Genomic DNA, 13,806 nt, shown 5'->3' on the forward strand with positions numbered 1-13,806 from the left:
AGTTAATAGAAACTTCTCATCCCCTCTTCTCCCCAACATCCCAAGCCCCTATCTAATTATTTAAGGCTTTGAGGAAACTTTTAAGAGAAGCAAACAAGCCAGAAGCAGAGGGAGAAGGTGTGTTATTATTAGAATCATCCTCCGTTTGACCTTGCAAAATGCGATCAAGATTTTCCCCTAAAGGCTTTTGAGCAACTTCGGCGATTAACTCATAGTCTTCATTTTCTTCATTTTGTTGCCATACCTGCCATAATTGAGGATAGCTTCTTAACACTACTGCCGATTCTAAGGGGCGAAAATAATAAGCAGATTCGAGAATACGAATAAATCTTTCCCTTAACTGTCTAGCCGCATAACCAATACCCACAATGGAAACATCCTCTAATTGAGGAATTAATAAAATAACAGGGCGATCGCCTGCTATGTTACATAATTTTTCCACTAAATTAACCTCCACTGCCGAAGGAGAAATTATCAAAAAAACTTGATCTGTATCGCTAACTTTTCTTTCAATAGGACTACGACTACTGCCAATATCTGTTACCTGAAATTCCGTCTCTCCCCAATCTCTCCTTGCCAAAGCCGCCGCCCCTGTATCAGGAAAAAATAATTTCAATCCTGCACCATATTCAGAGAAAAAATCTGCAAATTCTTGAGCTAAATATTGAGCTTTTAAGGCAATTTCAGGAATAACTAAATCAATAGTGATGCGAGTACAACCACTTTCAAGGGCAATTTTTAACGCTGATTTTGCTTGAATAATAGCTTCTTCAATAGATTGAGGGATAACAGTAACAGTCATAAGTATTTCTTAAAAATGCAAAATAATCATTATGTGATTTATGGTAAAAATACCATTATTTAGGGTGAGAGATCGTAAAATTCTCATAAAGTCTTGTTTCTCAATATTTAACCTGAAACTTGCTACCATAAGGTTTGAATACTGAGATCAAGCTAGGTGTAAACTAACTTATAATAGTATGGTTTTGAGCAATTAAAATCATTATAATTCAATACATGGTCATTAATAATTCAATGGGTTATACCGAAGTATTTGCAATAGTTATACCATTAGCGATCGCAGTTTGTTCTGTCATTTGGGTAGAATTAATTAGAGACGTATATCATTTTCTCGCTCATGTGTGGCAACCCTTATATCGTCTTCATTCATGGCATCACCGTATTTTTAAACCCGATTTATCTGTTAATAGTGAAGCTATTTATCGTCAGGCAAACTGGTATAACGATTTACCAGAATCCTTAGTAATGTTGACATTTAGCTTTATTTATGCTTTTACTGTTATTCAAGCACAATGGATTAATCCAGATTATCAATGGTTAGTTTGGACAGGATCTTTTTATACATTAACATTTACCGCAGGTGCGATCGCTCGTGGTTTGGGAGTTCCCTATGCTGATGCTATTACCGATGTAACTCACCGCCAAGGAGATTTTACCAATATTCCCGCTAATCTGTTTGTTAACCGCCCCTACCATTGGCGCCACCATTTCGATGATCAAAATGCCTATTTTTGCGGTACTATTACCGTTATTGATCGCATCATGGGGACTGCTTTATCATTGAAAGGAAAAAAAGTAATCGTCACTGGAGCAAATGGTACACTAGGACAGGCGTTAATTAAACAACTATACTTAAAAGGTGCAAAAATTACCGCTTTAACCTCTCAGGAAAAAGAACTATTTATTAATGTAAGAAATCAACAAATTCCCATCAAAACTGTTACTTGGCAAATTGGAAGAGAATCAGAATTAAACCAACTTTTGACAAAAACAGATATTTTAATCATCAATCACGGCATTAATGTTCATGGAGAAAAAAGTGCAGAAGCCATAGAAAAATCCTATGAAATTAATACTTTTTCAGGGTGGCGACTAATGGAATTATTTTTAGATACCGTTAAAACCAATCAAGATAAAGCCACAAAAGAAATTTGGGTCAACACATCTGAAGCAGAAGTTAATCCTGCTTTTAGCCCACTTTACGAAATGAGTAAACGTACGATGGGAGAATTAGTAACCATGAAAAGAGTTAATGCCCCCTGCATCATTAGAAAGCTAATTCTTGGCCCTTTTAAAAGTAACCTTAATCCCATTGGTATAATGTCTGCAGAATGGGTAGCACAACAAATTGTGAATTTAGCGGTGCGGGACTTTAGAGATATAATTGTGACCATTAATCCTTTAACTTATATACTTTTCCCCATCAAAGAATTTACCACTGCGAACTATTTTCGCTGGTTCACTCGCTAGAAGAAAAGCATTTTCACCGACGAGATCTCACTATAATAATTAAAGTCCATAAAAAATCAAAATAAATTATGACAGTATATCAATTAGTGCAAATTATTTGGCTTGTGTCGGCATCCTTATTAATTCTTCTCGTTTTATTACATTCCCCTAAAGGTGACGGTTTAGGAGGAATTGGCGGACAGGCTCAGTTGTTTAGTAGCACAAAAAGTGCAGAAGCTACCCTCAATCGTGTGACTTGGATTCTTAGCCTTACTTTTATCAGTCTAACAGTAGTTCTCAGCGCAGGTTGGTTAAACTAATTTATACTCAGGAATAGCATAACTTTATCTGGGTGAGAGTAGTAAAAAACAACGAGCAACGGTTTTATTGCAGTAGAAAAAATCTAATTACTATATTGATCAATTATTAGAAAAAAAGTCTTGCCTCTCCCGCAGGGAGAGGGATTCGGGGTAAAGACAAGAAAATTTGATTCCTAACTCTAACTCCTAATTCCTAACCCTATTAGACAAGAAGCAACAATATCTTGACGAGACTATTTAACCTCTAGTTAGGGTTGCGAGGTTGAATCACACCATAACCGCCATGATTACGTTGATAGATAACGTTGATTTCTCCTGTTTCTTCATTGCGGAACATATAAAAATCGTGATCTACTAACTGTAATTGTTCTAAGGCTTGATCAATGGTCATAGGTGTCATGGCAAAATATTTCATTCGCACGACCTCTGAGGGTAATTCAGGTTTGCGATCGCCTATTAAATCAGTTTCAACGGTTTTCTCTTCTACTGCGTCTGAAGTTTTCTCAGCAGTATGAGTTTTTTTAGCAAGATTACGTTCTTTATACTTGCGCAATTGACGAGTAATTTTGTCAGAAACTAAATCAATACTTGCATATAAATTCTCACTATGTTCTTGAGCTCGAATTATTGTCCCATTGGCATATACCGTGACTTCCGCTTTGTGCTTATTACTGATACGAGCATTACGCGCGACGGATAAATGAACATCTACTTTTGTCGCTAAATTTTGAAAATGTTTGACTGCTTTTTCTAATTTTTCCTCAACATAATCATGAATAGATTCAGTAACTTCGATATTGTTTCCTTGGATTAATAATTTCATAATCAATACTCCATTTCTTAAGCGATCAGTAATCTCACTTTTGATTTTTAGTTAACCAAAGCGTTGTTAGCTTTTCTCAAAATTAGCCACTTTTGTCTTTCTATTTCAAGGAAAAGAGACACTTATATAAAATAAATAAGCATAAGAATCTTGAGAATTTAAACAAGAAAAAATAATCCTTTTCTTGCTATTTTATCATACTCTAAATAAAACCTTTTTCTCACTCTAGTTCTTGCCTAATTTTTTTCTAACCCCCTCTTATTTCTCTTATATTTTATAGGTTAGCACTTTTGTTATCTAAAAAACACTTATTTTTAATTTATATTCATTTTTGCTGAAATTTGGTAAAGTTATGTAAATAATGTTTCTCTCAAAATTAAAGTTTTTATGTCTTTGCCTTTTGTCCTTTAACTTTTCTGAAATCTGCTTTAATGGGGGATAATGGAGTAGATGTGAATGTAGGTAGTAGGTATATAAAGGAAGATGTGTTTTAGATAATAAGTCCCAGTAAGTTCTAGTGCGATCGCACCAAAATCAACCAGCAATAAAACATTGAAATTTACCCACCGACTTTGCGATCAAATTAAGCAATAATCAATTATTCAAAACTCTTGACACTTTTCACTTATATTGTCTATGCTAGTTAGTTGAGTGATTTTTTCTTTACATTATCTTAACCTAATATATCTAGCAAAAAACAAAAAAACATATATTAGGACGTTGAAACGTAATAGCAAAGAATCCTTAAAATCAATTGTCCCTATTAGCAAAAACAGTATGGAGTGAGTTGAGAAGAATGAACAAGGTGGGTACACATTTAGTCGTTGATGCTTGGCAAGCACCCGCAGATCTTTTAAATAGTCCTGAAAGAATCCGTCAAGGCTTGTTAGATGCAATTGAAGCTGGAAAAGCCACTTTAATAGATATATGTGTACACCAATTTAGTCCCCACGGGGTTACAGCGACTGTTACTTTAGCAGAATCTCATATTGCTATTCATACCTGGCCTGAATACGGTTATTTTGCCGCAGACTTATTCTTCTGTGGTCAAGGTCAACCCAAAGAAGCCATGAAAGTTCTACAAACGGCATTAGAAGCTAAACAAGCCACTATGAGAGAAATTGACAGAGGTTTCCCCGAAGTCTTTGCTTCTCAAAACACCACTAATATGTTTGAAGAGTTAGTAACAGCTTAAACAAACGTAATTTAGTGTTTTGATTTTTCTCCCTCAAATTAATTAACTGTTCTCGAAAAAAAAAATCTCCTTATGGCTCTTTAAATAGTCAAACAATCACGGGACTTTCCATATTTGAGGGAAAACCAAAATTAAGTACATCAAAAAAGCCAATAATTGAGACAGGTATTTTGATTTATAAACTCTTCACCTATAATCAAACCTGAGTTCGATGAAAAAAGTATTGATGGTATTTTAATTTATTATTTTCCATTTCTTTAATTAGTTCTAATAAGTGTTCTATTCTTTTGTTTAAGTGACAAAAAGACGCTATGAGATACTTATTTTTCTGATAGAGAATTGCAAGTAATTTATGCTATATTTCCTTGATTATCTTAGCTGATAAGTGGAAAATAGCCAAATAAATATGATGCTTTAAAGTATGGATAAAAAAACTATAGAGTTATCAACAGATAAATTATAGAATTTAATGATATTATTGAAGGATCTGTATTTTCGATCGAATCAATAAATATTTTTATAGTTAATCATGCCCGATTTTTTACCAATAGCCTATTTTGAAGGTCAGTTTGTTCCTTTTGCTGATGCAAAAATTTCTATCGCTACTCACGGCTTACACTATGGTACAGGTGCTTTTGGTGGTTTGAGAGGTACAATTAATCCTCAAAATCCTCACCAAGTGTTATTATTTCGCTTAGATCGTCATTGTCGTCGTTTAAGCAACAGTGCTAGATACTTACACTATAATTTATCTGCGGATAAGATAAAGACTGTAATTAAGGATTTTGTTAGTAAAAATAAACCAAGTAAACCCTTCTATATTCGCCCTTTTGTTTACACTTCAGATTTAGGTATTGCCCCTAGATTACACAATATTGAAAAAAACTTTTTCGTTTACGGTTTAGAAATGGGAGATTATTTATCTCCTGATGGTATTAGTTGCCGTATTAGTTCATGGTATCGTCAGGAAGACCGTAGTTTACCTTTACGGGGTAAAATTAGTGGTGCTTATATTACTTCTGCTTTAGCAAAAACTGAGGCGGTAGATAGTGGTTTTGATGAAGCAATTTTAATGAATTCTCAAGGAAAAGTTTGCGAAGCCACGGGAATGAATATTTTTATTGTTAGAAATAATAAATTAATCACCCCTAATGTAGATCAAGACATCTTAGAAGGTATAACTAGGGATAGTATAGTTACTATTGCTAAAGATTTGGGTATTGAAGTAGAAGAAAGAGAAATTGATAAAACAGAATTATTTATTGCTGATGAGGTATTTTTATGTGGTACTGCGGCAAAAATTACTCCTGTAAAAAGAGTTGAAAATTATCATCTTCCTGCGGATAAAAAAATAACCATGAAATTGAAAGAAAAACTAACCGAAATTACTGAAAATAGAGATCCAATTTATAAAGATTGGATTACCGTAATTGATGTTTAATTTTATATATTCAATATATGGGAACTAAATAAATAATGAGTAATGGGCAGAAATCAAGAGCCAAAAGTTAGAAATAATGAGGATAAAATTAAAAATTAATAGTTAATTATTCTTTATTCTTCCTTTGCTCATTACCCATTGCTTTTTGATTGTTAATTGCTAATTACCTTTATAACCTGCTTTTCTCTATATTTTTTTTACTATACATTAATCAAAAAATACTGATTCGATATAGTTAATAAATAACTCAATTTTCTTAGTTTGATAAGATATTAAATAGCTGTAAAACTTTCTTTATTGACTATCTAATTATTTTCTTAAAAGCAAAATACTGAATTTTAAAAATATAGGCAATAGAATCTTATACTTGTTGCTATTATCTTAATCTGAAGTTACTTACATAGTATTAACATCCTGAATCTTTATGTTTGAGCGGAGTTGCAGAAGATATTATCCATAAATTATTTAAGACTGCTATATTTGAAATATATTAATTAACTTGTCAATATGATGATAGATTAGATGAACTTTTATTTCTATAAAATAAAGTTTTAAATTGTGAGTAAAATTAAAGTAAAGATGTTAAATTAAAGCTATGAAAAAGTCACTTTCTCATTCAATAAAAAAAATATATCGCAAAGAACCTATCTCTGCTTTTATTGTTATATTGGGCTTTGTGGATTCTATTTTAGGGGGATTTGAGGAACGTTGGACTCTTTTATCGTTAGGTCTGTTAATAGCCACTACAGGCTTATTTATGCGTTGGTTACAAACAAAAAAACCTCAAAAAATAACTGCCGTGTCTCGAACTAGACGCTATTTACCACCTAGCAGGAATAGTTTAACTCCTTTGCCTCCTTTAAAGCGAAAACGAGATTATCGTTTCTGATTAGTCAAATTTGATCCGAATGTTTTTTGTTACCCTAAAGCTAAAGTTGTGCCATGAAATAAGAATGATAAATCAAAGAAAAAATGCTTAATTCTTTTACTATTGGTAATGTTGCCAAACAAAGTAATTTACCAGTGAAAACTATTCGTTATTATGCTGATTTAGGGTTACTGTCTCCCCATCTTTCGAGGGATAATAATGGCTATCGTTTATTTTCTCCTGCGGTTTTTCAACGACTAAATTTTATACGTCGATCGCAATCTTTGGGATTAACATTAAAAGAGATAAAACAAATATTAGTTGTATATGATCAACAAAAAATTCCTTGTAGTGTAGCAAAACAATTATTGACAGATAAATTAGAAGAAATAGAGTCAAAAATTAATGAATTGAAGATGTTGAAAGACGAGTTAAACGGTATTTTATCTAGTTGGCAAGAAATTAAAAATTTTGAGAATGTTAAAGATAATATTTGTCCGAATATCGCCAACATCAATCATTAGTCAATTCCTTTTACAGAATTATAACTCCTGACTCCTTCAACCTAGTTTTCTCTATTATCTCTAATTTAAAGTTTGCTTTCAGGAATCAGAAAGCCTTAACAATCAAAGATTTAAAATGAGGTATTTTTTCCTTGGGCATCGACAAAGTTAAAAATTTTGATGGCTTCTCCCTCTTCAGTATCATCAGAATTATCGGTACTTTTTACAGCAGAATCAATGGGTTTATTTTCCGAAGGAGATTCTAAGTTAGGAGTAGTGCTATTTTCTTTTTTTATCGGCAATTTTGGTTGTGGATTATTATGGGAGGAAAAAATTTTTCCCAACTCTTTTTGGATAGATTTAAGTAATTCTGGTTCACCCCCTACTATTTGCTGAATTTCTTGAGCAGAGGTAAGAAAATTTTGTATTTTTTCTTTGGTTGCCGCTAAGTTTTTTTTCTTTTCAATTAATTCTTGTTGTTTAGCTTGTAAACTCTGAATTTGATTACTTATATCCTGTTCTAGTTTATCAAAAATATTCATGCGATCGCACCTATTGAGTATTTATATTAATGAGTAATTAGCAATTATATTACTTCCTTTCTGATATTTTGGTTGAAAAAACAATAGCTCTATTACTTTGAGTCTGTAAATTATTGGTTAGGATAGGCAACAGGCAATAGGCAATAGGCAATTATTAAATAATAATTTATAAACTTTTAGTTTTTATTTTACTATAAACACTATTAAAGAAAAGTTATGGAATTTATCCCCCATTAATTTATCATAACCATTGTAAAAGAGCCATAATATCTCCTTAAACCTCAGTTAAATCAATCTAAAACACACACCACCCGAAAACCGATAAAATTATAAGAAGAATCGGGAGCATAACTATTTCTTTTTGCACTACGACAATATTCTGAAGATAGTGACCATGATCCCCCCCTCACAACCCTATTTTGATTAACCATAGAAGTTAAATGTGCCGTGCCATCTTTTGGTTTTTGAGTATAGCTACTTACATAATTATCTTCGCACCATTCCCAGACATTACCATGAACATCATATAAGCCGAAAGGATTGGGATAAAAATTGTCCACAGGAGTTGTTTTCTTTTCGTATTTAAGGTTTTTATTCTTATTATCTTTATTAGGGCGATCGAAATTTGCTACTTCAGAAGTAATTACATCCCCAAAAGAAAAAGCAGTATTAGTATTTCCACGACAAGCATATTCCCATTCTGATTCAGTAGGTAAGCGGTAATTTCTGCCAGTATATTTGCTCAATCGTTTACAAAATTCTTGTACATCAAACCAAGAAACTCTTTCCACAGGCAAAGCATCACCTCTAAAGAGGGCGGGTTTATGCTTTAAATTACGAGTTACTTTTGGAAAGTAAGAAACGGTTTTCCACTGCAATTGAGTAACGGGATATTTGCTGATATAAAAGGAATTTAGATTAACCTTATGTTGAGGACTTTCATCTTTTTCTCGGTGACGCTCATCATTACTTGAACCCATCATAAACTGACCAGAAGGAATAAATATCATTTCTAAATTTACCCCTTGTCCTAAATATTCAACAAAATATTGTCCTTTTTTTGTCATTAAATTTTTTTCAATCTTAGAAACAAACCCAAATAATTTTTTTTCTTCCGTGAGGGTAACAGTTTCAAAGCTAAATTCTTCAATGTTTGGATAATTATATTTAGGTTTTGTAATAGTGGGGGGAGTAATAATTTGAGTTGACCTTTGTACTACCGTTTCCTCTGGAGGAGGGGGCATAAACTCTGTTTGTTCGATTATTTTTGGTTTTTCTTGGCTTGAAGATTCTTCTTGGATTTGAGCTTGTTTAAATAAATCTAGCCAATCTTTTAAACATTGAGGGCGTTGTTTTATATCCAATGCCATACCCTTTAAAATTGCATCAGAGAAGCGATCGCTCATCTGGTTATTATACTGAATAGGGGGTACTAAATCTTGAAAACTTCTTAAATTTGCATTTAAAGGTAGTTGAGCAGTAGTTAAAACGTAGAGAATAGCCGCCAAGGAATAAATATCACTATAAACGCCTAGCTTTCCAGAATCCTTGGTTTTTTCGGGGGGAGAAAAGCAATCATTAGGAGAAATAGGAGTCTTTCTTGCCGCTAAAGCAAATAATTTGATTGCCCAACCATAGTCAACAATAATCGGATTTTGGGTTTTATCTTCAATAATGATATTTTGAGGTTTTAAATCAAGATGAAGACATTTATTTTGATGGAGAATATTAACCGCCGAGGCAACCTTTGTGATTATTTTGAGAGCTTCTTCTGGGGGTAATTTGCCATTACTATCAACATAGTTAGCAAGGTCATTACCTTCAGGATAATCCATCACCATATAAGCGAGATCATCTTCGAGAAACACATGAGGATATAATTTAATTAAGCAAGGACTTTGACACCTTTGGGCAACTTGTTGAGCTTGTTTGATTAACTTTTCCGCTAAGTCTCCTCTCTCCGCCTCCATAATTTTGGTGACATCAGTAGTTTTCAAGGTGACTAACATATCTCTTTTCACATCTCTTGCCCGATAACAAAGACTAGAGCCACCTCGAAGTAAAATCGACTCAACTACATATTGACCGTGATTAAGTTTTTTTCCCTTTTTCCAACTGCTCATCTAGTTTCTAAATGTTTCTCTACTGTATAAATCATACTAAACTAACAGTAATTTCTGATAAATATTTCATCGAAATTTTGGGGTCTGGATACGATAAGGGAATTGAAGTTGTATATTTTGGGTTTTCATGGCAAGTTTACCCTCACCTCTCGCATTTTCCTGTATTTTAAGAAGGTGTGTCTTTTTCCTACCGTCACCCAAAGACTTTTTCCGCAAAACCCATTCTATGATTATTTATCCTCAAGTGAGAGACAAAAGCCAATTTGCCATGGTGGCACGACGGGTATGTCTGGGGGTAAATTCGCCAATTTTATAACCTTTAAAATCTAATTTTTCTTTTAATAATTGCTTTTTTTCTTTCGGAATTGATCTAGTTAATTTAACATTGGGAGGGCGATTAGCAATAAAATCAGGAGGTGTTGGATATTCTTTTTTCCAACTATCTTCTACTCCTGAATTATCCCATGTTTGTGATTCGTAATTATAGCGATACCCAAGATGATACCAAACTAATTTATTAACTGTTTCATCGTCTATTTTCTCTTCTAAAATATCCCAAATAGTCTCATTTGTTAAAGGTGGTAAATTCTCTAGCATCGTATTATTTATCAGCAATAAAAACTCTTATTTTTTCTTTAACTACTAATTACTAATTTCTCTTTGACAATTACCACATCATCCGGGAGGCCATTGCATAGCGCGATCGCCTAAAATATGTAAATGTAAATGATCTACTGTTTGCCCACCGTCATTACCATTATTAATTACTACTCGATAACCATTGCTTAAATTCGCTTCTGCGGCAACTTTTTTCACCGTTAATAATAAATGTCCTAATAAATTTTGATCCTCAGATTGAGCATCATCAATACAAACAATGGGCTTTTTCGGAATAACCAAAATATGAGTTGGAGCTTGAGGATTAATATCTTTAAAAGCTAGACATAAATCATCTTCATAAACTATCTTTGCTGGTATTTCTTTCCGAATTATTTTACTGAAAATTGTCTCCGCCATAAATAAATTTATGTTAAGTAATTATTTTTTTGTTCACGCTATATTATACCATTATATAACTTCTGTTAGATACAATTAAAACTAAAAATGAATAATCAATTATTCCTGTAATAATTCTCAACTATAATTTTATTGTGTTAGTTTGTAATTTTATACTAAATGACGATAAATATTAATAGGTATTCCTGTACGTTTTTTTACATCTAATAAAGATTTGTAAGCACCTTTTTGATTTCTTTCTGAGATAATTTTTTCTGCATTTACTTCATCAATACCATGGGAAACTAATTCTTGAATAGAAAGACTATTTAAACGTCGCCAAGAAATATCAATTTCTTTATTTATGTCATAGGTAAAAATAATTAAAGGTTCAATTCGGCGTAAAATTTGTTCGGGAATACCCGCTAAATCGACTAATTCTTCTAAATGGGTAAACATATATCCTTCCTCTTTCAATAGTTGTAAGTCATTAGCATAAACAATGGGTAAACCTAAACCGTAAACTAAATCATCTTGAGAGCAATTATTAATATCTATTTTTCCTCTATATTTTGCGATTGATTCAGCTACTTCTAAGGATGGAATTAAAATATTTTTAGGAGCGGTTTTTACTAAAAATTCTTCCTTCAACTTAAAAGCAGTGGCCAGTTGAATTAAAGGCATAATTAAAACTAAAAAGCTAGAAAAACTACCAATGAAAATGCTAGTAACTATCGAACTAAAGACAAAACCAAATCCCCATAAAAACCAGCTATTATTTTTAATTTTCCAACCTGCATATATAAAGGAAAAACCACCAAAATAAGGACATAATGACCACCAAATCCATGAAGGTATTTTCTCAAACCAATTACGATTAGACATTTATTTTCTTCCTCTCACAATTTTTAACTTACATAAGTGAAAATACTTTTAAGTTTCTTTTTATTAGCACTTTAAATTAATCTACAATTTTAACTCTATCTTTGTTCTTTTTTCCTCCTAAAAAATGCTTTTTACATAGAAACTGAACTATAGTAAATCCAAAAATTTTCTTCTTTTTTCTTCGTATTCTTCTGCTGTTATAATCCCTTGATCATACAGTTCTTTTATTTTTTTTAATTTGTCTATATTATCATTTTCGGATGATTGTAATAGATTAAGTTTGTTTACTTCCTGTAAATTATATTTTGCATTAAATGCCTGTTCTGACATTAATAATAGTCCTAAAAAATCAAAAATTGCGAGAATAGATGGAATAAAAGTCCAGAAAAACAGCAAATATAAAATTCCCGCAAAGTTATTCCCTAAATAAAATTTATGAACCCCAAATCCTCCCACAAAAAATGCAAGTACGGCTGCTATAGATTTTTGTTTCATAGTTTCTAATTATTGCTAAAAAAAATATCTATTACTTTATTTTAGTTTCTCGTTTCCTCTTCTGGGAAGACAACCAATAAAATACTAACAAAGCAGTTTTTATTTCTATAATTAATAGGTAGTTTCTTAGCAAATAATTGGTTTCAAGGGTGGAAGTCCAAGAAAATATTAATAACCCTAACAGAAGAAATGTGATTTTATGCCATTGATTTCGCTCAAAAAACATTTTGTATTTCATTAATATTTAAACTAACTGGTTATCTTATTTTTTATTTTAATCAAGTTTTTGTTTTTTTTAATGATAGTAATAGTATGAGATTGTTAAGATAGTTAAGAGATTCGATCGCACTTATTGTATTTTTAGTTAATGAAATTATAATAAATTCAATTATAATAATAAGTATAAACATTATTTATTAATCAGAAAAAGTAAAGTCTATGGCAAAAAACTACTTTATTCTTAATAGTAATCAAGATTTAGAAAAAGCATATCAAGCAATTATTCTCTGGTTTAAAGGTCAATTATATGAAGTAGAGGGCATTAAACAAGATACTTGCTACTTAATTCAGGCTCGGAAAACTGGTACAATTAGAACATTATTAGGCAGTAATTTGGCTTTTAAAATTAAAATCTATCTCTCTTCAGAAAGTCTCAACGGGAAAAAAGAGTTTGTGATAGAAACAGGCAGGGGGAAATGGATTCAAAATATAGCAGGAGCTAGTTTTGCAAGTATTTTTACAGCAGGTTTAACTATTTGGACTGGAATTGCTATGGCTGGTTGGGGTTTATGGTTAGAAAATCAGTTAATTAGTTATTTAGAAAAAGATACTAATTTTACCAGAGTAAAACCAGAGGAAGAAGGAAAAATTAAAGAGGTGAATAATACTGATTATGTTTATGAAATAAATATAGAAAAAAATTCAGATCAACAGCAAATAATTAATGAATTACAAGCAGAAATCGATAAATTAGAAATTGCTTTTACCGATGAAATTTTAACAGAGGAAGAATTTGTTAGAAAAAAGGCTATTTTGGAAAAACAATTAGATGATTATGAAGTTAATTTACTCATAGAGGAAAAAGTAAAAAAATTGCAAGATGCTTTTTCTCAAGGAATTTTAGACCAAATAGAATACGAAAAGAAAGTGCATAATTTAGAAGCAAATGTGAGAGAAAAGTTTTTAGCTCAAAGAAAAGCGGAAAGAAATAAAACCAAAATTGTTAAGCTAAAAGAAGCCCTCAAAAATGGGATTATTACACAACAAGAGTTCGATCGCAAAATAGCTCAATTGTCATAATATAATTCTTCTATAAAATGGGCAACGGGCAAGAAAAAAAAGAAATAATTTATAATTTCTACACCC

The 13,806-nt window shown here is 31.9% G+C and carries 15 protein-coding genes; 7 read left to right on the forward strand and 8 right to left on the reverse strand.

The features are described 5' to 3' along the window. Positions 1-52: 52 nt before the first annotated feature. Complete coding sequence (locus Dongsha4_RS02490) at positions 53-802, reverse strand: DUF1995 family protein (RefSeq protein ID WP_330204188.1); 750 nt, start codon at positions 800-802, stop codon at positions 53-55. A gap of 215 nt (positions 803-1,017) precedes the next feature. Here Dongsha4_RS02490 and Dongsha4_RS02495 point away from each other — a divergent pair, with 215 nt between their 5' ends. Both Dongsha4_RS02495 and secG read left to right on the forward strand, forming a co-directional pair. Next, entirely contained in the window at positions 1,018-2,271 is a 1,254-nt protein-coding gene (locus Dongsha4_RS02495; RefSeq protein WP_425590775.1) for a bifunctional sterol desaturase/short chain dehydrogenase, read from the forward strand. 68 nt (positions 2,272-2,339) lie between these two features. After that, positions 2,340-2,570, forward strand: a complete 231-nt coding sequence (gene secG / locus Dongsha4_RS02500; RefSeq protein ID WP_330204189.1) for a preprotein translocase subunit SecG — start codon at positions 2,340-2,342, stop codon at positions 2,568-2,570. A 244-nt stretch (positions 2,571-2,814) separates the two neighbouring features. Here the strand turns inward: secG and hpf are convergent, their stop codons facing one another. Beyond that, a complete protein-coding gene (gene hpf / locus Dongsha4_RS02505) occupies positions 2,815-3,393 on the reverse strand; it encodes a ribosome hibernation-promoting factor, HPF/YfiA family (RefSeq protein ID WP_330204190.1) in 579 nt (192 codons plus the stop codon). A gap of 796 nt (positions 3,394-4,189) precedes the next feature. Here hpf and speD point away from each other — a divergent pair. From speD to Dongsha4_RS02525, 4 genes are all read left to right on the forward strand, one after another. After that, on the forward strand, positions 4,190-4,588 hold the full coding sequence (speD, locus tag Dongsha4_RS02510; RefSeq protein ID WP_041922424.1) for an adenosylmethionine decarboxylase: 399 nt from the start codon (positions 4,190-4,192) through the stop codon (positions 4,586-4,588). 529 nt (positions 4,589-5,117) lie between these two features. Further along, entirely contained in the window at positions 5,118-6,029 is a 912-nt protein-coding gene (locus Dongsha4_RS02515) for a branched-chain amino acid transaminase (RefSeq protein ID WP_330204191.1), read from the forward strand. Between the two features lie 595 nt (positions 6,030-6,624). After that, the gene (locus tag Dongsha4_RS02520) at positions 6,625-6,918 is read left to right on the forward strand and encodes a hypothetical protein (RefSeq protein ID WP_330204192.1); all 294 of its coding nucleotides are present in this window, start codon (positions 6,625-6,627) and stop codon (positions 6,916-6,918) included. Positions 6,919-7,001: 83 nt separating this feature from the next. Next, positions 7,002-7,421, forward strand: a complete 420-nt coding sequence (locus Dongsha4_RS02525; RefSeq protein WP_330204193.1) for a heavy metal-responsive transcriptional regulator — start codon at positions 7,002-7,004, stop codon at positions 7,419-7,421. Between the two features lie 110 nt (positions 7,422-7,531). Here Dongsha4_RS02525 and Dongsha4_RS02530 read toward each other — a convergent pair whose 3' ends face one another. The 6 genes from Dongsha4_RS02530 to Dongsha4_RS02555 all read right to left on the reverse strand — a co-directional run bounded on the left by Dongsha4_RS02530 (position 7,532) and on the right by Dongsha4_RS02555 (position 12,441). Then, a complete protein-coding gene (locus Dongsha4_RS02530) occupies positions 7,532-7,942 on the reverse strand; it encodes a hypothetical protein (RefSeq protein ID WP_330204194.1) in 411 nt (136 codons plus the stop codon). 290 nt (positions 7,943-8,232) lie between these two features. After that, positions 8,233-10,065 (reverse strand): bifunctional serine/threonine-protein kinase/formylglycine-generating enzyme family protein, encoded by a 1,833-nt coding sequence (locus Dongsha4_RS02535; protein ID WP_330204195.1) that lies wholly within the window; start codon positions 10,063-10,065, stop codon positions 8,233-8,235. A gap of 240 nt (positions 10,066-10,305) precedes the next feature. Further along, positions 10,306-10,662: a DUF1823 family protein gene (locus Dongsha4_RS02540; protein ID WP_330204196.1), complete on the reverse strand. Its 357-nt coding sequence runs from the start codon at positions 10,660-10,662 to the stop codon at positions 10,306-10,308. Between the two features lie 78 nt (positions 10,663-10,740). Next, positions 10,741-11,082: a histidine triad nucleotide-binding protein gene (locus Dongsha4_RS02545; protein WP_330204197.1), complete on the reverse strand. Its 342-nt coding sequence runs from the start codon at positions 11,080-11,082 to the stop codon at positions 10,741-10,743. A 150-nt stretch (positions 11,083-11,232) separates the two neighbouring features. After that, positions 11,233-11,946: a helix-hairpin-helix domain-containing protein gene (locus tag Dongsha4_RS02550; RefSeq protein WP_330204198.1), complete on the reverse strand. Its 714-nt coding sequence runs from the start codon at positions 11,944-11,946 to the stop codon at positions 11,233-11,235. 147 nt (positions 11,947-12,093) lie between these two features. Beyond that, positions 12,094-12,441 carry an NINE protein gene (locus Dongsha4_RS02555; protein WP_330204199.1) on the reverse strand — a complete coding sequence of 116 codons (348 nt, stop codon included), beginning with the start codon at positions 12,439-12,441 and terminating at the stop codon, positions 12,094-12,096. Between the two features lie 438 nt (positions 12,442-12,879). Between Dongsha4_RS02555 and Dongsha4_RS02560 the strand changes: the two genes are divergently transcribed. Continuing rightward, a complete protein-coding gene (locus Dongsha4_RS02560) occupies positions 12,880-13,740 on the forward strand; it encodes an SHOCT domain-containing protein (RefSeq protein WP_330204200.1) in 861 nt (286 codons plus the stop codon). Positions 13,741-13,806 lie beyond the last annotated feature (66 nt).

This window comes from Cyanobacterium sp. Dongsha4 (genome assembly GCF_036345015.1).
Lineage (GTDB): Bacteria > Cyanobacteriota > Cyanobacteriia > Cyanobacteriales > Cyanobacteriaceae > PCC-10605.